Origin of the sequence: Vibrio sp. AIC-3 (assembly GCF_013114515.1) — a bacterium.
GTDB lineage: Bacteria > Pseudomonadota > Gammaproteobacteria > Enterobacterales > Vibrionaceae > Vibrio > Vibrio crassostreae_C.
Map to the genome: position 1 here is coordinate 12,084 of NZ_VTXG01000016.1, position 20,229 is coordinate 32,312.

12 protein-coding genes, 1 pseudogene and 1 other annotated feature are annotated in these 20,229 nt (G+C 45.4%); of the genes and pseudogenes, 8 read left to right on the forward strand and 5 right to left on the reverse strand.

Going from position 1 to position 20,229, the window contains the following annotated elements; all coding sequences use genetic code 11:
• Positions 1-191: 191 nt before the first annotated feature.
• Complete coding sequence (locus tag F0229_RS12505; protein WP_171732963.1) at positions 192-1,661, reverse strand: glutamate synthase subunit beta; 1,470 nt, start codon at positions 1,659-1,661, stop codon at positions 192-194.
• Positions 1,661-6,208, reverse strand: coding sequence for a glutamate synthase large subunit (gene gltB, locus F0229_RS12510; protein WP_017059305.1), 4,548 nt, complete (start codon positions 6,206-6,208; stop codon positions 1,661-1,663). The genes F0229_RS12505 and gltB overlap by 1 nt, the downstream gene beginning before the upstream one ends.
• Positions 6,209-6,737: 529 nt before the next feature.
• On the opposite strand from gltB, the gene F0229_RS12515 reads away from it, so the two are divergent.
• From F0229_RS12515 to F0229_RS12530, 4 genes are all read left to right on the forward strand, one after another.
• The gene (locus F0229_RS12515; protein ID WP_171732964.1) at positions 6,738-7,691 is read left to right on the forward strand and encodes a TIGR01212 family radical SAM protein; all 954 of its coding nucleotides are present in this window, start codon (positions 6,738-6,740) and stop codon (positions 7,689-7,691) included.
• Between the two features lie 91 nt (positions 7,692-7,782).
• Positions 7,783-9,534: a diguanylate cyclase gene (locus F0229_RS12520; RefSeq protein WP_171732965.1), complete on the forward strand. Its 1,752-nt coding sequence runs from the start codon at positions 7,783-7,785 to the stop codon at positions 9,532-9,534.
• Between the two features lie 174 nt (positions 9,535-9,708).
• Positions 9,709-12,078 (forward strand): aerobic respiration two-component sensor histidine kinase ArcB, encoded by a 2,370-nt coding sequence (gene arcB, locus F0229_RS12525; protein ID WP_171732966.1) that lies wholly within the window; start codon positions 9,709-9,711, stop codon positions 12,076-12,078.
• A gap of 7 nt (positions 12,079-12,085) precedes the next feature.
• Positions 12,086-12,529 (forward strand): hypothetical protein, encoded by a 444-nt coding sequence (locus tag F0229_RS12530; protein WP_017062884.1) that lies wholly within the window; start codon positions 12,086-12,088, stop codon positions 12,527-12,529.
• A gap of 136 nt (positions 12,530-12,665) precedes the next feature.
• Here F0229_RS12530 and arcA read toward each other — a convergent pair whose 3' ends face one another.
• Positions 12,666-13,382, reverse strand: a complete 717-nt coding sequence (arcA, locus tag F0229_RS12535; protein WP_004741534.1) for a two-component system response regulator ArcA — start codon at positions 13,380-13,382, stop codon at positions 12,666-12,668.
• Positions 13,383-13,811: 429 nt separating this feature from the next.
• Positions 13,812-13,913: pseudogene (locus F0229_RS21890) on the reverse strand (ribonuclease activity regulator protein RraA); the annotation flags it as partial.
• A gap of 47 nt (positions 13,914-13,960) precedes the next feature.
• Between F0229_RS21890 and F0229_RS12540 the strand changes: the two are divergent.
• On the forward strand, positions 13,961-14,446 hold the full coding sequence (locus F0229_RS12540) for a putative 4-hydroxy-4-methyl-2-oxoglutarate aldolase (RefSeq protein WP_017059310.1): 486 nt from the start codon (positions 13,961-13,963) through the stop codon (positions 14,444-14,446).
• Between the two features lie 138 nt (positions 14,447-14,584).
• Here F0229_RS12540 and F0229_RS12545 read toward each other — a convergent pair whose 3' ends face one another.
• Positions 14,585-15,043: a hypothetical protein gene (locus F0229_RS12545; RefSeq protein WP_017070076.1), complete on the reverse strand. Its 459-nt coding sequence runs from the start codon at positions 15,041-15,043 to the stop codon at positions 14,585-14,587.
• A gap of 317 nt (positions 15,044-15,360) precedes the next feature.
• Positions 15,361-15,479: a sequence feature (Thr leader region), on the forward strand.
• A gap of 29 nt (positions 15,480-15,508) precedes the next feature.
• On the opposite strand from F0229_RS12545, the gene thrA reads away from it, so the two are divergent.
• From thrA to thrC, 3 genes are read left to right on the forward strand one after another with little or no spacing between them, the layout of a single operon-like run.
• Positions 15,509-17,968: a bifunctional aspartate kinase/homoserine dehydrogenase I gene (gene thrA, locus F0229_RS12550; protein WP_171732967.1), complete on the forward strand. Its 2,460-nt coding sequence runs from the start codon at positions 15,509-15,511 to the stop codon at positions 17,966-17,968.
• A gap of 17 nt (positions 17,969-17,985) precedes the next feature.
• Positions 17,986-18,942 carry a homoserine kinase gene (thrB, locus tag F0229_RS12555; RefSeq protein ID WP_032545653.1) on the forward strand — a complete coding sequence of 319 codons (957 nt, stop codon included), beginning with the start codon at positions 17,986-17,988 and terminating at the stop codon, positions 18,940-18,942.
• Positions 18,939-20,222, forward strand: coding sequence for a threonine synthase (thrC, locus tag F0229_RS12560; RefSeq protein ID WP_171732968.1), 1,284 nt, complete (start codon positions 18,939-18,941; stop codon positions 20,220-20,222). The genes thrB and thrC overlap by 4 nt, the downstream gene beginning before the upstream one ends.
• The last annotated feature ends 7 nt before the right edge of the window (positions 20,223-20,229 follow it).

A 20,229-nucleotide genomic window follows, 5' to 3' on the forward strand; every position in this document is an offset into this window, starting at 1 on the left:
ATAGTCGATGGATATCAATGAGATATATAAGGTGAATGTTAACGAGATTTAACATATACAACAGGATGATTTTGAAAACGACAAATGCCAGATAGAAAAAAGGCTAGCATCGAGTGCTAGCCAAATATAAAAGTTAGGAAGGGTATTGCTTTTCCTCTAGGCTAACGTAATTGACGTTAGCCCGAGAAATATTATGCGGAAAGCATGAGTGAATCAGCTTTCGCTTCTAAGTTTGAGTTACCCATTAAGAAGTCATCAATGGCAATTGCACATTCACGACCTTCATTAATACAACGTACAACTAGAGATTGACCAGTACGCATATCACCAGCAGCGAAAACGCCTTTCTGGTTCGTTGCAAAACCTTCAGAAGCGACGTTACCGCGCTCGTCCAGTTTAATGTCTAGTTGAGCAAGCACGCCGGTTGGCTCCGGGTGTAAGAAGCCCATTGCTAGGAATGCCATGTCACAAGGGATAACACGTTCAGAGTTCGCCACTTCATCAAAGCTTGGGCGCTCACCTGGTTTCGCATCTTGCCAAACGATGTCAGCAATACGTAGACCCGTCACTTGACCTTGCTCGTTACCGATGAACTCTTTGGTTAAGATGTTCCAGTGACGTTCACAACCTTCTTCGTGAGAAGTGGTGGTTTTCATGATCATTGGGTATTGAGGCCAAGGCATGTTTGCAGGGCGCTTCTCTGGTGGGATCGGCATGATCTCAACCTGAGTAATGCTCGCTGCCTTATGACGGTTTGATGTGCCCACACAGTCAGAACCAGTATCACCACCACCGATAACCACAACGTGCTTATCTTTAGCGTGAATCTCTTCTGTTTTAAGATCTAGGTTGTTAGCACGGCGGTTGTTTTGACCAAGGAATTCCATGGCAAAGTGAACGCCTTTCAACTCACGACCAGGGATTGGCAAGTCACGTGGAACCGTAGAACCACCCGTTAGCAATACCACATCAAACTCTTGGCGTAGCTGCTGAGCGTTAACATCAACACCGATGTGTTGGTTAACTTTAAACTCAACGCCCGCTTCAGCCATTAGGTTGATCTTACGATCAATCACGTCCATACCCAGTTTGAAATCTGGGATACCGAAGCGAAGTAGACCACCGACTTTCTCGTCACGTTCAAATACCGTTACCGAGTGACCAGCGCTGTTTAGCTGCTCCGCTGCGGCTAAGCCAGCAGGACCTGAACCGATAACTGCGACAGTTTTACCTGTGCGAGAGCGTGGTGTTTTAGGTTTTGCGTACCCTTCACGGTACGCAGTTTCAACAATCGTTTTCTCGATATTACAGATAGTGATTGGGTCTTGGTTGATACCAAGAACACAGGCACTTTCACAAGGAGCAGGACAAACACGACCGGTAAACTCAGGGAAGTTGTTGGTAGAGCTTAGGATGTTCCAAGCCTCTTCCCAGCTGTCACGGTAAACCGCATCATTGAATTCTGGGATGATGTTACCAATCGGACAGCCGTTGTGACAGAAAGGTACGCCACAGTCCATACAACGAGAGGCTTGAGTATTGATCTTTTCACCAAACTCTTCGTTAAGTACGAACTCTTTGTTGTCTTCAATTCGAACTGACGGGTCGAGCTTCTTTGGAAGCTCACGACCGTGTTCTAAAAATCCAGTAGGCTTACCCATTATACTGCCTCCACTTCTTCCGTTTGTGCCTGTTGTGCTTCAGCTTTACGCTTTTCAAGAACAGCTTTGTAGTCGCGTGGCATTACTTTAACTAGCGATGCAACACTTGCTTCAAAGTTGTCTAGGAAAGATTGAGCAACTTCACTTCCTGTGAATTCAACATGCTTAGTTAGCATATCCAGTAGAAGATCTTTATCTTCTTGTTCAATTGGATCTAGGTCTACAAGTTCAGGGTTGAGCTTGGTTTCGAAGTCACCCGCTTTGTCCCAAACATAAGCAACACCGCCACTCATGCCCGCAGCAAAGTTACGACCTGTTGAACCAAGGATAATGGCAACACCACCAGTCATGTATTCACAACCGTGGTCACCAACGCCCTCAACAACAACCTTCGCACCTGAGTTACGAACACAGAAACGTTCGCCTGCCATACCGCGAATGAAAGATTCACCTGAGGTCGCACCGTAGAAACATACGTTACCAACCACGATGTTATCTTCAGCAACGATAGAAGATTTCGCATCTGGGTACAGTACCAAAGTACCGCCAGACAGACCTTTACCCCAGTAATCGTTCGCGTCGCCTTCTACTTCGAACTTAACGCCTTTCGCAAGGAACGCACCGAAAGATTGGCCAGCACTACCGTGGAACTTAACGTTCATTGGTTGTGGTAAACCTTGGTCTTTGTAAACCTTCGAGATTTCGTTCGACAGCATGGTACCAGCAGAGCGGTCCGTGTTGATGATAGGGAAGCTCGCATTCACGGCTTCGCCTTTCTCAAGAGCTGGAATCGCAGCTTGAATCAACTTGCGGTCTAGAACGTCTTCTAGGTTGTGGTTTTGTTGCGTCTGGTTGTAGATACCATCTTCTTCACGTGCCTGCTCAATGTGCAGTACAGGTGTTAGATCTAGGTTCTTGTACTTCCAGTGGCCGATGTCATCACGAACTTTAAGTTTGTGCGATTGACCAACCATCTCATCGATAGAGCGGAAGCCAAGTTCAGCCATTACTTCACGCAGACCTTCAGCCATGTATTGGAAGAAAGTGACTACGTCTTCTACGCGGCCGTCGAAACGTTCACGCAGAGTCTTGTTCTGTGTAGCGATACCAACAGGACATGTATTCTTGTGACACTTACGCATCATGATACAGCCTTCAACCACTAGAGCTGCTGTTGCTACGCCCCATTCTTCAGCGCCAAGTAACGTTGCTACTGCAAGGTCACGTGGTGTTTTCATCTGACCATCAGACTGAACAACGATACGGTTACGTAGGCCGTTTTTCAGTAGTGTTTGGTGCGTTTCTGCTAGACCTAGTTCCCAAGGCAGACCTGTGTGACGGATAGAAGACATCGGAGATGCACCCGTACCACCATCGAAACCTGCGATAAGTACCACGTCAGCTTTCGCTTTTGCTACACCTGATGCAATCGTACCTACGCCAGCTTCTGATACTAGCTTCACGTTGACACGGCCGTTACGGTTCGCGTTCTTCAGATCGTAGATTAGCTGAGCCAAATCTTCGATTGAGTAGATATCGTGGTGTGGCGGTGGTGAGATTAGACCTACGCCTGGAGTCGAGTGACGCGTCGCGCCGATCCAGTCATCAACCTTATCACCAGGTAGTTGACCACCTTCGCCCGGTTTCGCACCTTGAGCCATCTTGATTTGTAGCTCATCAGCGTTAGATAGGTAGTAAGACGTTACACCAAAGCGACCAGAAGCCACCTGTTTGATTGCTGAACGTTCCCAGTCGCCGTTTTCTTTACGTTCGAAACGCGCTGGATCTTCACCACCTTCACCTGAGTTTGATTTCGCACCAATGCGGTTCATCGCAACAGCCAATGTTGAGTGAGCCTCATGCGAGATTGAACCAAAGCTCATTGCGCCGGTTGCGAAACGCTTAAGGATGTTCTCGATTGGTTCTACTTCTGCTAGAGGAATAGAGCCTGCAGGGTTCTTGATGAAGTCCAGTTGGCTACGTAGCGTTGCTGCGTTGTCGCCTTGGTCATCAACTGCTTTTGCGTACTTCTTGAACTGACCGTAATCTTTGTTACGCGTCGATTCTTGAAGTAGAGAAATCGTTTCTGGGTTGAATAAGTGTTTCTCACCACGTTGTTTCCACTGGTAAACACCACCAACATCAAGGATCTGAGCTGGAATTTCACGAGCTGGGTAACCAACACGGTGACGAACCAATACTTCTCGCGCGATATCGTCGATCGTTAGACCTTGGATACGAGAAACAGTACCTGTGAAGTATTTTTCAACCACTGATTTGCTAACACCAAGTGCTTCAAAGATTTGTGCACCGTGGTAAGACTGCAGCGTAGAGATCCCCATCTTAGAGAAGATCTTAAGTAGACCGCCGTTAACACCTTTACGGTAGTTATCGAATAACTCACGTGGGTGTACGTTTGGATCTAGCTTCTTAGTACGTTGCAGTTCAACAATCGTTTCAATGACTAGGTATGGGTTAACTGCGTTTGCACCATAACCGATAAGCGTTGCAAAGTGGTGTGTCTCACGAGCGTCGCCCGTTTCAACAACGATGTCACACTTAGCACGTAGACCTTTACGGATTAGGTGGTGGTGAACCGCGCCAACCGCCAGCATTGCTGGAATAGCGGCATGGTTAGAGTTAACCGCACGGTCTGTCAGTAGGATGATAGAGTAGCCATCAATCACTGCGTCTTCTGCGTATTGGCAGATACGCTTAAGTGCGCGCTCTAACTTACCTTGGTCGCCATTTGCTTGGAATACGATATCCAGCGTCTTCGCCTGAAGGTGCTCGTTATCGATTGCACGCAGTTTTTCTAACTCAGAGTTAGACAGTACTGGAGACTCAAGTTCTACTTTTTGACAGTGCTCAGGTGTTTCAGCAAGTAAGTTCTGGTCTTTACCTAGGTAAGTGTTCAGAGACATAACCATGCGCTCACGAATCGGGTCGATCGGCGGGTTAGTTACTTGTGCAAACAACTGTTTGAAGTAGTTTGAAAGGTGCTGCGATTGGTGAGAAAGAATCGCTAGCGGCCAGTCAGCACCCATTGCAGAAAGTGGCTCGTAGCCTGTTTTCGCAAGAGGTAGAATGATTTCGTTTACTTCTTCAGAACTCACGCCAAACGATTGTTGTTTGTGTAGTAGTTTCTCTGGAGAAGGTTGGCTAAATTCGTTGCTCGCATCCGGTAGCTTTTTCAGGCTCAGAAGGTTCTCTTCAACCCACTTTTCGTAAGGTTGTGCTTTAGCAATGCTGTCTTTCACTTCTTCATCAGAAATGATGCGGCCTTGCTCAAGGTCAGCAACGAAGATACGACCTGGTTGTAGACGACCACGGTACTCAACGTTTTCAGGTGCAATCTCAACAACACCAGACTCAGACGCCATTACTAGGAAGTCGTCTTTAGTTACTGTGTAGCGAGAAGGACGCAGACCGTTACGGTCAAGTGTTGCACCTACTTGAACACCATCGGTGAAACATACTGATGCTGGGCCATCCCATGGTTCCATTACGTTCGCGTGGTACTGGTAGAACGCACGACGAGTTGGATCCATGTTTTTGTTTTCTTGCCATGCTTCCGGGATCATCATCATCAACGCGTGTGGCAGAGTACGACCTGAAAGAACAAGTAGTTCCAGTGCCATATCGAAGTTTGATGAATCCGAACTACCTTCCTGACAGATAGGAAGCAGCATGTCGATTTCAGCTTGTGTAAACAGATCCGATTCTAGGATTGCTTCACGTGCTTTCATCCAGTTCAGGTTGCCGCGAACCGTATTGATTTCGCCATTGTGCGCGATGTAACGGAAAGGCTGAGCTAGACGCCAACGTGGGAATGTATTGGTAGAGAAGCGAGAGTGTACTAGTGCTAGAGCTGTCACCATGGTTGGGTTTTGCAGATCTAGGAAGTACTGAGGAACTTGTTCAGTTGTTAGCTGACCTTTGTACACCAATGTCTTGTAAGACATAGAGTTGATGTAGAAGTCATCACCGATATTTGAAACGCTTTCTAGGCATACACGAACCGTGTAGTTACGTAGAACATACAGTTTACGCTCAAGCTCTTCTGGTGTGATACCAGGGCCGCCAGAAATAAATACGTGTTCAAATTGAGGTTCAGTGCTTAGTGGGTCAGCACCAATCATTGAATTGTCCGTTGGAAGTTCACGGTAACCGATAACTTCTAACTCAAGGCGTTGTGCATTGCGTTCTAGAATGTCACGACACTGTGCACGTTTGTGTTCATCTTTAGGGAAAAGTACAACACCAACACCATATTTTTCAAAAGATGGCAGCTTAATTCCAAGCTTTACGGCTTCTTCTAGTAAGAATTCGTGCGGCTTCTGTAGCAGGATACCTGCACCATCACCAGAACACGGATCGCAGCCTTGGCCGCCACGGTGTTCCATACGTGCAAGCATATCGAGTGCTTGAGTTACTACATCATGAGATTTGCGATTCTTTAGATGCGCAACAAAACCGATACCACAAGCGTCATGCTCCAATTCAGGAGTATACAGACCCTGTGAGTTCTGCTCTTGATCTACCATAGATACATCCTTCCAGTTAAATCTAGGCGCAACTTATTTGTATAAAGTCAGCCTTGTCCTTTTATATTTATGGGTCTAAACCTGCCTATGCTGGCGGTTTGAATCCTTTCCGTATCTCGCAGGAAAAGTATTGCGAGAAAAACAATCCTTAGTGATACCTGTTTATTTTTAACCACAAACTAGTGGTTTATATAGGTGGGAGTTAGATATCACCGACTTATTAGCAAGTTTTCGTTGTAAGTAAATACTCAAAAATAGCCAATATGTGTAAGTATCCTACAATTTTGTCTAGGCGAATTGCAATGAAAGTTGACCCATGTAGACCATTTTTTTCGTTTTATTTTGAATTTAATGCCTAACAAATGTGCAACATTAGGCAAATAGAGCCGATTTTTTGCATGTTTATTGATATTTGTTAGGTTGCTCGCAAAAAGCCTTGAGTAAACTAATTGGTCGAATTTTGCAGGGATGTAATTTTTTTTCAAAAAAGACTGATATTCATTCTTATTTACTTGAGTGCTTTGAAAATATGCAATTACACGAGTTGGTCAATACTATCGGCCAAGACCTTCAACGCCGTTATGGCGAGAAGGTTCACAAGCTGACGCTTCATGGTGGTTTCAGCTGCCCAAACCGAGACGGGGCAATTGGCCGTGGAGGTTGCACGTTTTGTAACGTGGCTTCCTTTGCCGATGAACAAACTCAAATTCAAAGTATTGCTGACCAGCTAAAAGATCGTGCGGGTGAGATTGCTCGTGCCAAGAAGTACCTGGCTTACTTTCAGGCGTACACCAGCACTTATGCTGAGGTGCAAGTGCTCAAGAATATGTATGAAGAGGCGCTAAAAGCACCCGGTGCAGAGATCGTCGGCCTTTGTGTTGGTACGCGACCAGACTGTGTGCCTGATGCGGTGTTGGATCTGTTAGCGGGCTACGTTAAACAAGGCTATGAGATTTGGCTCGAGCTTGGCCTGCAAACCGCCAATGATAAAACCCTCAAGCGAATTAACCGCGGCCACGATTTTGCGGTGTATGAAACGATCACCCAACGCGCACGCGCTTTAGGTATCAAGGTGTGTACTCACCTGATTGTTGGTCTACCAAAAGAAACCAAAGCGGATAACCTTGAAACCTTAGACAAGGTATTAGCCGTTGGCACCGATGGTATTAAGCTGCACGGCCTTCATATAGTAGAGGGCAGTACCATGGCTAAGGCGTGGAAGGCAGGAAAGCTAGAAGCCCCAAGCCTTGAAGAGTACATCGATATCGCGAGTGAGATCATTCAACGCACGCCTGCGGACGTGGTTTATCACCGTGTTTCTTCAGCGGCGAGACGCCCAACCTTACTTTCTCCTTTATGGTGTGAGAACCGCTGGTTAGCGATGACTGAAATAGGTCGTTCGTTGGATAAAACCGGTGCTCAAGGCATCAAAACGGGCTCTGCATTCGAGTACACGTTGCCTGTTTTAAACGCGGCCAATTAATAGAAATGGGTGACTGTAGGTAACAGCAGATAAAACCAATAAATAGTGGTAACATTTCCCTAACAGATTTTATGGTATAGATTGAGAGTAAATGGAACTGGTAATGACTTGGTTGTGGGACAGGGCGTATGGCTACGGTATTTATATCGTTGTTGTATTGCTGATTGCTCTCATCTGCTGGCATCTCTATTCTCGTTATCAGTCGCATATCGAAACGCTTCTACTTGCTACCCCGTCGCCACTCTACTTTGTTGATGTTCGAAGTGGCGAAATACTCTATGCCAATCGCCAAGCCATGCAGTTGCTTGGTATCCGCCAAATCGGTGTTAATTTTCGCTTTCCCACTGTGGAAAGCGAGAACAGCTTTCGTCACTACTTAACCAACCACATCAACTCTCGAGCCTTCGAGCAGGTCTCCCTGTGGGCGCTTTCTGAATTTGAGTCGTTCAAGATCAACTTGATCGGTCGTAAGATCCATTTTAGAAATAAGCAGGCTTGGATGATTCACGCCTCACCTTATAAAAACACTAAAGAAGAACTGTCCCAAGAAGTTCGAGAACTGAATGTTGCTCGTACCGCTTTGGATTCTTTGTCTGAGCTGATCTACGTGAAAGATCAGAAAGGTCAGTTAGTGACGAGTAATCGCTCGTTTAAAAAGTTTTGGCATGGTCGTGCTGAAGAGGGCACCCTGAGTGTTTCTGGTGGAGTATTAAAAGGTCGTGTAAGTGAACGCTCTTGGACTACAGATCAAGATGGAAAAAGCTGCTTGCTTGAAACCTACCAAAGTGTGCTGCTTTCCCAAGATGGAGAAACCATCGGCACGCTCTCTATTAGTCATGATGTGACCGATTGGCACGACATGCAGCAGAAACTGCGTGGCGAGATGGAGAAGCGAAAAGATACCGAAGTGGCACTTGCGCAGCGTGACACCATCTTGCAAAACCTCCTGGAGGCCAGCCCAGACTCGATTGGTATCTTTAATGAAAACATGGTTTATCAAGCGTGTAATAAACCATTTGTGGCTGCGCTGGGTATCTCTGAAGTCAGTGACTTGATCGGTAAACGTTTACAAGATGTGGTGCCACATAGCATCTATAGGCGAATATCAGAAACCGATCATCAAGTGCTTCATCAAAGTAAATCACTGCGTTATATCGACAAAGTGGTCTCAAGTGATGGAACATTTACTTGGTATGATGTAGTCAAATCACCGTTTAGAGATCCAGCATCGAGCACTAATGGTGTGTTGATCATGGCGCGTGATATTACAGAGCGTTATCTAGCAGAACAAAAGCTTGAAGAAGCCAACCTTGAACTTGAACGCCTCAGCTTTATGGATAGCCTGACTAAAGTGTCTAACCGACGTCGTTTCGATGAACAGCTCTCTACACTGTGGCATTATCATGTGCGTGAGAAGCTGCCACTGACGATCATGCTATGTGATATCGACTTCTTTAAAGGCTACAACGACTTTTACGGACACCAACAAGGCGATGATGCTTTGATTCAGGTTTCTCAGGCATTTAAGCAGGTGTTGAATCGTTCATCTGATTGTGTGGCTCGTTATGGTGGTGAAGAGTTCGGCTTTATTCTGCCAAATACAACGACCGAAGGTGCTCAGCTGGTGGCGCAGCGTATTCATGATGAAGTCCTAAAATTGGAACTTGCGCATGAGAAGTCGACAGTCTCTGAATTCATCACGGTGAGTATTGGTATTATCTCTTACATTCCTACACCTGATGATGAAATGGAATCGGCTGTTGCCTTGGCTGATAGTGCGTTGTATCAAGCGAAATCAGACGGTCGCAACCGTTCAATGGTGCATCCATACTCAATTCGCTAACGCTATAAAATTGGCAATTTGATTATCCCCGGCTATTTTTGCTTAGTTAGTATTTGTATTGGTTAATTAACCTTCGAAATTACCGCTGAACACTTGCTGCGTGTGATGTAGCTAGCTTACCTCCCATCTTCAAACAGGGTAGAATGTTGCTAGTCTTATCGCATGGAGCGCTAAATGAAACCCATGAAAAATCTTGCCCAGTATTACGTGGATCTACTCGTAAAACTGGGGATTGTCCGCTTTTCTATCTTACTCGCCCTAGCGCTTGTTGCCCTCGCTGTTGTTGTGCAAGTCGGTATCACCCTTGCACTCAAAGGCAATGTTGATGACATCGACATTGTCCGTTCAGTTTTCTTCGGTTTAGTGATCACGCCTTGGGCGGTTTATTTTCTGTCAGTGGTCGTGGACCAGTTGGAAGAATCACGTCAAAGGTTAGCGAAATTGGTCTCTAAACTTGGCGACATGCGTGAGCGAGACCAAGAACTCAACAATCAAATGCAGCTCAATATCGAGAAGCTTAATCAAGAAATTGAAGAGCGTGAAAAAGCGGAAGAAGCGCGCGCAGAAGCAATGCAAGATCTCGAAAACGAGGTGTTCCAGCGCGAGCGTACTCAGCTTGAACTCGCAGAACGTACTGCACTGTTACGCTCGTTTATCGATGCCTCGCCTGACCTTATTTACTACCGTAATGAAGATGGTGTGTTCTCTGGTTGTAACCGTGCGGTTGAAGAGCTCACTGGTAAAACAGAAAAAGAGCTAGTTGGTTTAACTCCTTGGGATGTTTACAGTAAAGAGGTCGCTCAGCAAGTTGTTGAAACCGATAAGAAAGTATTTGCTGACAACCAAGCACTGACTTATGACCAATGGCTTGAATACCCAGATGGCCGCAAGAGTTACTTCGAACTGCGTAAAGTGCCTTTCTACAGCAAAGATGGTCGTCACTTGGGCTTGGTTGGTTTTGGCCGCGATATTACTGAACGTAAAGAGCATCAAGAGTCGTTAGAAAAAGCCAGCCGCGATAAGACCACCTTTATCTCAACTATTAGCCACGAGTTAAGAACGCCGCTCAACGGCATCATTGGCTTGAGCCGCATGCTGCTTGATAGCCAACTGACCACCGAACAGCGCAAGCAGATGCAAACCATCAAGGTGAGCGCGGTGACACTGGGTAATATCTTCAACGATATTATTGATATGGATAAGTTCGACCGCCGTAAGCTTGAACTCTTCCCTACGCCTATTAACTTTGAAGATTTCGTTGTCGAGATCGAAAGTATCTCTGCGTTGATGGCTGAGCAGAAAGGGTTAAGGTTCGATCTAGAAAGATTGTCTGATCTTCCAGCTGCTGTTGAGGTGGATGGTACTCGTCTTAGACAGGTACTGTGGAACCTTGTTAGTAACGCGATGAAGTTCACCAAAGATGGTGGAGTGGTGATGACAGTCAGCGCCGACATTGATGGTGACTTTGCCAACATTACGATGGAAGTGGAAGATACTGGTATTGGTATCCCTGAAAGTGAAATCGAGAAGATCTTCGCGATGTACTATCAGGTGAAATCGGGCACGGACAACTTGCACGCTGTCGGCACGGGTATTGGTCTCGCTGTCTCTCAACAGCTAATTAATATGATGGATGGCCACATTGAAGTCATCAGTGAAGAGGGCTTTGGCAGTACCTTTACGGTTTCGATTCGAGTTCCAGTGAATCACGATACTCAGGCTCTGATCAAAACGCCAAGAAAACAGTCGAATCTTAAGATCTTTATGGTCGAAGACATTGAACTCAATATCACAGTGGCTCGCTCTCTACTTGAAAGCCTTGGCCATGAAGTGACAGTCGTGATGACGGGTAAAGAGGCGCAAACTGCTTTCAATCCTGAAGACTATGATTTGGTGTTGTTGGATATCCAACTGCCAGATATGACGGGTTTCGATATTGCTCAATACTACCGCGAGAAATACAGCCAGCTACCGCCTTTGGTGGCGTTAACTGCGAACGTATTAAACAACAAGCAAGAGTACTTCCAGAAAGGCATGGACGAAGCGATCAGTAAACCTTTGTCGGTTCGAGCTATCCAAGATGTCATCAGTGAACTTATCGAAGATGCACCAGAGGTAATTGAGAAGGTAGCGGGCACCGATAAGGTTGAGAGCATTGATAAAGTCGACGCGAGTAAGCCTGTTCTTTCAGAAATTGATACCACTTTGCTTGATATTGATATGCTAGAGTCTTATGTTGATATTGTTGGACCGAAACCGGTTTTGGATAGCATCGCGATGTTCGAAGATATGATGCCGGAGTATATGGAAATATTGAACTCCAACATGGTCGCGAAAGATAAAGCCAGTATCGTTTCTGAGGCACATAAGATTAAAGGTGCTGCAGGTTCTATTGGTCTGAAACGCATCCAACAAGTTGCCCAGAAAGCTCAATCTCCAGATTTGCCTGCGTGGTGGGAGAACATTTCAGATTGGGTTGATGAGATAAATAATGAATACCAGAATGACATTGAAGTTTTAAAGAGTTGGTTAAATCAAAGGTAGAAGAATAATGAAAAAATTAGCATTCGCCGCATGTGTAGTGGCATTAGCGGGTTGTTCTGCGCCACAAGTAGAATGGCAGCAAGATAATCAAGTCGAAGTATCTGCAGCAACAGTTACCATGAAAAGCAACCTTTGGCACAACAAGATGCCAACGATTGGCGAGACTCAAGATAAGACCCTACATGGTGCTATCTACCTAGAGTCAGACTCACAACTGCCAGCAACGCTTGCGGTTGAAAGTGTTACGGTTAAACAGGGTGCAGACACCTTGTTGGTAACGGCTGACGATCTTGATTTAAGAACACACAGTGAAACTCAATGGGAAGTCGCGTTTGTATGGCAGCTAGAAATCGACAGTGACAAGCCTGTTGATGTAGCGGTGGAACTTAAAGATGGCGAAACCGTGAAGTGGTTAGTAGAGAAAGACGTTAAGGTGGATACGGTTTACTAAAATCTTATCCAATTAAGAACAATAAAAAAGGGAGAATGCGTTGGCATTCTCCCATTTTAATAACTATTGATGACGCTTCTAGTGTTCAAAACACTTACTGGTGAGTAGTGCTAAATGGTAAGAGGCGCGAATCGAATTAGTCTTCTAGGTCACCACAAAAGCGGTAGCCTTCACCGTGAATCGTTGCGATGATTTCTGGCGTACCAGAAACAGATTCAAAGTGCTTACGAATACGACGGATTGTTACGTCTACAGTACGATCGTGTGGCTTAAGCTCACGGCCAGTCATCTTCTTAAGAAGGTCAGCACGTGTTTGGATCTTACCTGGGTTCTCACAGAAGTGAAGTAGAGCACGGAACTCTGAACGAGGTAGCTTGTAGCCTTCGCCATCTGGGCTAACCAGAGAACGACTGTTGATATCTAGTACCCAACCGTTGAACTCATACTTCTCAACGCTACGCTTCTCTTCTTGAACAGAGCTTGTGCTCATTGAACGGTTCAGAAGGTTGCGTGCACGGATAGTCAGTTCACGAGGGTTGAAAGGCTTAGTGATGTAGTCATCAGCGCCGATCTCTAGGCCAAGGATCTTATCAACTTCATTATCACGACCAGTTAAGAACATAAGCGCTACGTTTGCTTGCTCACGTAGTTCACGCGCAAGTAGTAGGCCATTCTTACCTGGAAGGTTGATGTCCATAATTACAAGGTTAACTTGGTTGTCAGATAGCACTTGGTGCATCTCTTCACCGTCGCTAGCCTCAAAAACAGCATATCCCTCTGCTTCAAAAATACTCTTTAGAGTGTTACGAGTTACTTGCTCATCTTCAACGATAAGAATCTGCGGGGTTTGCATTTGGCGGTACCTAAATTTGTGACGAAACTGTGCTAATAGAATAAATTCTAGGCAAAAACATAACATACAGGTAATGTATTTTTGATGATAACTTAAAGTTTTCAAAAAAACACTTACTTCCAGCTATCTGCCTTCCTTGAAGTATTGCCCAATAACGTAGATCCAGTACGCCTTTCAATCATTCTTTTAGTGATTGGAGTGGATTCTATAATGTTAACAGCATGCTAACAACGCGAGAATGTTAATTCCATTCACTTTGTTGATTTACATCAATTGCCGTATCGCAACAAACTTTAATAGTATGGCTACAACTTAACCAATGTTATGGTGACTATTTAGCACCAAAACAAGAATGATTATTCGAGATGCTTCGCACATCTTGCCTGCTAAAGACCGGATTATGAACCAAGGAAGCTGAAAGCTGTCTTAAGAGTCTAGTAGATAAATATGCTCAATCAACTTTTATTGAGTAATAAATTGAGCATAGAACAATGAAAACAAAGGATTAATTTTAATAACATATAAAAGCATAGAGGCTAGCCTGACATAACCGGTAACGCCTTACTCACGGAGGATATATGCACGATATAACACCCGACTTGTGTGATGAGTTTGAAAGCGAAGTCACCCTACTGAACATGCCATTGCAGAACTTCGGCCAACGTGGTGCGTTCTTTGGAAAAATTGTAACAGTTCGTTGTTATCACGATAATTCCAAGGTTCGCGAGGTTTTAGAGACCGACGGCTGTGGCAAAGTGCTTGTCGTTGACGGAAATGGCTCATGCCAGAAGGCGCTGCTTGGCGATCAACTCGCTATTCTCGCGATAGAAAACGGTTGGGAAGGCGTGATTGTAAACGGTGCGGTGCGTGATGTAGGCATGATGTCGCAAATGGACCTTGGCGTTCAGGCGTTAGGTGCATCGCCATTCAAAACAGAGAAACGCGGTGTCGGCCAAGTGAATGTGACACTCTCTATACATAATCAACTGATTCAGCCTGGTGACTATATTTATGCCGATTGGAATGGCGTGTTAATTTCATCTGAGCTGTTAATTGAATCGTAACTGACTCAAATTGAATGCCGTTGATAGATTAGAACGGGGAATGGTTTGTGATGTACTAAACGGGGAATGGTTTGTGATGTACTAAAAGTTTGGATCTCAATCCGCACTAATCTGTTAATAAAGAACAAGCTAAAGAGGCTAAAAGCGAAACCCTAGTCCCACTTCAACACCTTGCTGCCACTCTTCATAATCAAGGGTGGCATGCAAATCTAGGTTATCTGTTAGTTGCACTCGGCTGGAAACCTCTGCGGCTACCGATTTCTCATTGTCTTCGGTCTCGTCTTTATAGGTGTGTAGAGAACTGTTAAAAGAGACTCTTTCTGAGAACTGATAACTGACACCACTCAAGAATCCACTTTCCTGTTTCAGTGCTGCACTATTGATACGTGTACCGACGTAAAGATCCACATCTGAAAACAAGCTATAAGAGTAGCCACTGTCTATCTTCCAAGTATCGAAGCTTTCACTCGACGCGTTTTGTGTGGAGATAAAGAATTTATGAGAAGAACTATCGATCTGGCTGGGTAGTAGAGGCAAGCTATTCGCTGAACAAACAACAGGCATAGCAAAAGCCAAAAGAATAAGTAATCTCTTCATTTCCCACTCCTGATGTCATTATTATTGTTCTTCGAACGTTATCGTTCAATTAAAGCACAGAACTTGTACGTTCGCTGCACAATCGATATAGCATTTTGTTATGACTATATATGCAATTTATTACTCTTGCCTGTTCAATGAATAAATCCAGTATCTTAAGTGAAGGTTTATACAGGGTGTTTTATCCCTTAAATGACGGTTTGCTCTGAAAAACGGTGCGAATGTAAAAAAAACGCAACTTTTCATTGACGTCCAGTGGTAAAAATTGATACACGTAGAGTAAAGCACAAGCAGAGAATTTGATATGCAGCACGTAAGCCACCTAGTAATGACCACAACCATTATTATTACCGACATTAACATTGTTGGGGCAGGCTGCTAAGTAACGGATTTTAAAAAAAAGGCCTGTATCCAACAAGATACAGGCCTTTTTTTGTACCATTTTTATGACTTATGGAGAAAGGGATGCGCGTTTTAAAGTTTGGAGGTTCATCATTAGCTGATGCAGATCGTTTTTTACGAGCGGCTGATATCATCGCTAATAATGCCCAGCAAGAAGAGCTAGCCGTTGTACTATCGGCTCCAGGAAAAACAACCAATAAGTTGGTCGCTGTTATTGAAGCTGCACTGAAAAATGGTGAAGCTGACGCACAGATTACAGAGATCGAATCTTCATTTAACACACTGTTTGCAGAGATCAAAGCGGTCGTGCCTTCTATCGATGGTGCCGCGTTTCAAGAGCAGGTGGATACCTCTCTTGCTCAGCTAAAGCAGTTCGTGAATGGCATCAACCTACTTGGTATGTGCCCGAACCACGTTAATGCTCGCATCATCAGTAAAGGTGAGCGAATCTCTATCCAGTTAATGAAAGCGGTACTGGAAGCGAAAGGCCAACCAGCAAGCCTGATTGACCCTGTCCAATACCTATACGCTAAAGGCGATCACCTTGAAGCTATGGTCGATGTGGATGTCTCTACTCAGAACTTCCAACAATCTCCACTTCCTAAAGGTCACGTTAACATCATGCCTGGCTTTACTGCGGGTAATGAAAAAGGTGAGCTAGTCACACTAGGTCGTAATGGTTCTGACTACTCAGCGGCTGTGTTAGCGGCGTGTCTACGTGCTGATTGCTGTGAAATCTGGACTGATGTCGATGGCGTTTACAACTGTGACCCACGCTTAGTTGATGATGCTCGTCTGCTCAAGTCTCTTAGCTACCAAGAGGCGATGGAGCTTTCTTACTTTGGTGCTTCGGTTCTACACCCGAAAACCATTGCTCCTATTGCGCAATTCCACATTCCTTGTCTGATCAAAAACAGCTTCAACCCACAAGGCGCAGGTACTTTGATTGGCCAAGACACTGGCGAAGATAACCTAGCAATCAAAGGTATTACGACGCTAAGTGACCTAACCATGGTTAACGTATCAGGCCCAGGCATGAAGGGCATGGTAGGTATGGCGAGTCGTGTATTCGGCGCGATGTCTTCTGCTGGCGTTTCTATTGTCCTTATTACTCAATCTTCTTCTGAGTACAGCATCAGCTTCTGTATTGAATCGGCTGATAAGGTGAAAGCGAAACAAGTGTTGTCAGACGCGTTTGAACTTGAACTTAAAGATGGCCTGTTAGAGCCGGTTGAGTTCATGGATGACGTTGCGATTGTAACGCTGGTGGGTGACGGTATGCGCACTTCACGTGGCGTAGCATCTCAGTTCTTCTCTTCTTTAGCTGAAGTGAACGTCAACATTGTTGCTATTGCTCAAGGTTCTTCAGAGCGCGCTATTTCAGCGGTTATCCCTGAAGACAAAATCTCTGAAGCAATCAAAGCGTGTCACGAGAACCTATTTAACTCTAAGCACTTCCTAGATGTATTCGTTGTGGGTGTCGGCGGTGTTGGTGGCGAGCTTGTTGACCAGATCCAACGTCAGCAAGGCAAACTGGCTGAAAAAGGCATCGTGATTCGCGTATGTGGTTTAGCAAACAGTAAAGGTTTGTTGCTAGACAGCGATGGTCTACCGTTAGAGCAGTGGCGTGACCGTATGTCGAGTGCGACTGAAGAGTTCAGCCTAGCGCGTTTAGCGGCTTTGGTTCAACGTAACCACATCATCAACCCAGTATTGGTTGATTGTACGTCTAGCGAAGGTATTGCGGCGCAGTACGCTGATTTCCTAGCGGCTGGTTTCCACGTAGTAACACCAAACAAGAAAGCAAACACAGCAAGCATGGCTTACTACCATCAGCTTCGTGAAGTTGCACGCAACTCACGTCGTAAGCTGATGTACGAGACAACAGTAGGTGCAGGTCTACCGGTCATCGAAAACCTACAGAACCTTATCTCTGCAGGTGATGAACTTGAGAAGTTCAACGGGATTCTTTCAGGTTCACTGTCTTACATCTTCGGCAAGCTTGATGAAGGTATGACACTGAGCCAGGCAACCAATATTGCAAAAGATAACGGCTTCACTGAACCGGATCCTCGAGATGATCTATCTGGTATGGATGTGGCGCGTAAGTTGCTTATTCTTGCTCGTGAAGCAGGCATGGCGCTTGAACTTGAAGATGTTGAAGTAGACCAAGCTCTGCCACCGGGTTTTGATGATTCAGGTACGGTTGAAGAGTTCATGGCTCGCCTACCAGAAGCGGATACTTACTTCAAAGAGCAGTCAGCTATCGCAGCAGAAGAAGGTAAAGTACTTCGTTATGTGGGTGAAATCGCTGAAGGTAAGTGTAAGGTTCGTATCGCTGCTGTTGATGGCGACGACCCAATGTTCAAGATTAAAGATGGCGAGAACGCATTAGCATTCTACAGCCGTTACTACCAACCAATCCCTCTAGTACTGCGTGGCTACGGCGCGGGTACTGAAGTAACAGCTGCTGGCGTATTCTCTGATGTGATGCGTACTCTTGGTTGGAAATTAGGAGTTTAAGAATGAGTTCAAGTGATATGGATGTTGTCGTTTATGCTCCTGCATCAATCGGTAATGTCAGTGTAGGGTTTGATGTGCTGGGGGCCGCTGTGTCTCCAGTGGATGGCACGCTGCTAGGTGACCGAGTTATGGTTAAAGCCGGTGATGAACCATTCTCACTTAAAACTGCAGGCAGCTTTGTTTCTAAGCTGCCAACTGAAGCAAAAGAAAACATCGTTTACGACTGCTGGGTGGTGTTCTCGAGAGAGCTTGATAAAAAAGGCGTTACGCTAAAGCCTTTAGAAATGACACTAGAAAAGAACATGCCTATCGGTTCAGGTTTGGGTTCTAGTGCATGTTCAATCGTCGCGGCACTGGATGCGCTAAACCGTTTTCACGGTCAGCCCCTGAATGAAACTGAACTGCTTGCTCTGATGGGTGAAATGGAAGGCAAGATTTCAGGTGGTATCCACTACGATAACGTTGCGCCATGTTACCTTGGTGGTGTGCAGCTCATGCTTGAAGAGCTAGGCATCATCAGCCAAGAAGTACCGTGTTTTGACGACTGGTACTGGGTAATGGCTTATCCGGGTATTAAGGTCTCAACGGCTGAAGCGAGAGAGATCCTACCATCTCAATATCGTCGTCAGGATATTATTGCTCATGGTCGTCACTTAGCGGGCTTTATCCACGCGTGTCATTCAGGTCAACCTGAACTGGCGGCGAAGATGATCAAAGACGTGATCGCTGAACCATATCGTGAGAAACTGCTTCCAGGGTTTGCTGATGCTCGTAAATACGCGCTGTCAGCTGGGGCACTGGCTACTGGTATTTCTGGTAGTGGTCCAACTCTATTTAGCATTTGCAAAGAACAAGATGTCGCCGAGCGTGTTGCACGCTGGTTAGAACAAAATTACGTACAAAATGAAGAAGGATTCGTTCACGTTTGTCGCCTAGATAAGCAGGGTTCGATCGTTACAGGAAGTGAGTTATGAAACTGTACAACATCAAAGAAAATGATGAACAAGTCTCTTTTGGCCAAGCCGTTCGTCAAGGCTTAGGCCGTAATCAAGGTCTATTTTTCCCATCTGAACTGCCAAAGTTTGATGATATCGATGCGCTGCTAGCAGAGGACTTTGTCCCTCGTAGCTCAAAAATTCTGTCAGCATTGATTGGTGATGAATTACCAAAAGAACAGATCGACCAAATGGTGGATGCAGCGTTCCAATTCCCTGCACCAATCAACCAAGTAAAAGATGGCGTTTACGCGCTTGAGCTTTTCCACGGTCCAACACTGGCGTTTAAAGATTTCGGTGGCCGCTTTATGGCTCAATCTTTAGCAGCTGTTTCTGATGGTGGTCAAATCACTATCTTAACGGCAACATCAGGTGATACTGGTGCGGCGGTTGCGCATGCTTTCTACGGCATGGAATACATCAATGTTGTGATTCTTTACCCGAAAGGCAAGATCAGCCCACTGCAAGAGAAGCTGTTCTGTACGCTTGGCAAGAACATCCACACTGTGGCGATTGATGGTGACTTTGATGCGTGTCAGGCTCTAGTTAAAGACTCATTTGATGACGCTGAACTGCGTAAAGAGATCGGTCTTAACTCGGCAAACTCGATCAACATCAGCCGTTTAATGGCTCAGATCTGTTACTACTTTGAGGCGGCTTCTCAGCTGACTAAAGAGCAACGTGAAAACCTCGTTATCTCTGTACCAAGTGGTAACTTTGGTAACCTAACGGCTGGTCTATTGGCTAAAGCGCTAGGTCTACCTGTTAAGCGTTTTATCGCAGCAACTAACGAAAATGACACTGTTCCTCGTTACCTAGAAACAGGTCAATGGGATCCAAAACCGACTGTTGCGACAACATCGAACGCGATGGACGTAAGCCAACCAAACAACTGGCCTCGTATCGAAGAGCTTTGCCAACTGAAAGGTTGGGGCTTAGATACACTAGGCAAAGGTAAAGTATCCGACGAGCAGAGCGCTGAGTCAGTTCGCGACCTAAAAGCACAAGGTTACCTATGTGAACCACATGGTGCGATTGCTTACCGTCTACTGGAAGAGCAACTGCAAGAGAACGAAACTGGCTTGTTCCTGTGTACAGCACACCCAGCGAAATTCAAAGAAGTGGTTGATGACATCCTAGGTTCTGATATCGAACTGCCTGGCCCGCTAGCAAAACACGCGGCGATGGAATTGTTGTCTGAAGATCTTGATAACGATTTTGAAGCGCTAAAAGCTGTGCTTCGTCGAGTTCAACCGTAACGTCCAT

Coding starts and splice junctions, on each gene's coding strand:
- F0229_RS12545 (WP_017070076.1), bottom strand. CDS start 15,043: ATGAAGAGATTACTTATTCTTTTGGCTTTTGCTATGCCTGTTGTTTGT.
- arcA (WP_004741534.1), bottom strand. CDS start 13,382: ATGCAAACCCCGCAGATTCTTATCGTTGAAGATGAGCAAGTAACTCGT.
- F0229_RS12540 (WP_017059310.1), top strand. CDS start 13,961: ATGCACGATATAACACCCGACTTGTGTGATGAGTTTGAAAGCGAAGTC.
- thrA (WP_171732967.1), top strand. CDS start 15,509: ATGCGCGTTTTAAAGTTTGGAGGTTCATCATTAGCTGATGCAGATCGT.
- arcB (WP_171732966.1), top strand. CDS start 9,709: ATGAAACCCATGAAAAATCTTGCCCAGTATTACGTGGATCTACTCGTA.
- thrB (WP_032545653.1), top strand. CDS start 17,986: ATGGATGTTGTCGTTTATGCTCCTGCATCAATCGGTAATGTCAGTGTA.
- F0229_RS12515 (WP_171732964.1), top strand. CDS start 6,738: ATGCAATTACACGAGTTGGTCAATACTATCGGCCAAGACCTTCAACGC.
- F0229_RS12530 (WP_017062884.1), top strand. CDS start 12,086: ATGAAAAAATTAGCATTCGCCGCATGTGTAGTGGCATTAGCGGGTTGT.
- thrC (WP_171732968.1), top strand. CDS start 18,939: ATGAAACTGTACAACATCAAAGAAAATGATGAACAAGTCTCTTTTGGC.
- F0229_RS12505 (WP_171732963.1), bottom strand. CDS start 1,661: ATGGGTAAGCCTACTGGATTTTTAGAACACGGTCGTGAGCTTCCAAAG.
- gltB (WP_017059305.1), bottom strand. CDS start 6,208: ATGGTAGATCAAGAGCAGAACTCACAGGGTCTGTATACTCCTGAATTG.
- F0229_RS12520 (WP_171732965.1), top strand. CDS start 7,783: ATGGAACTGGTAATGACTTGGTTGTGGGACAGGGCGTATGGCTACGGT.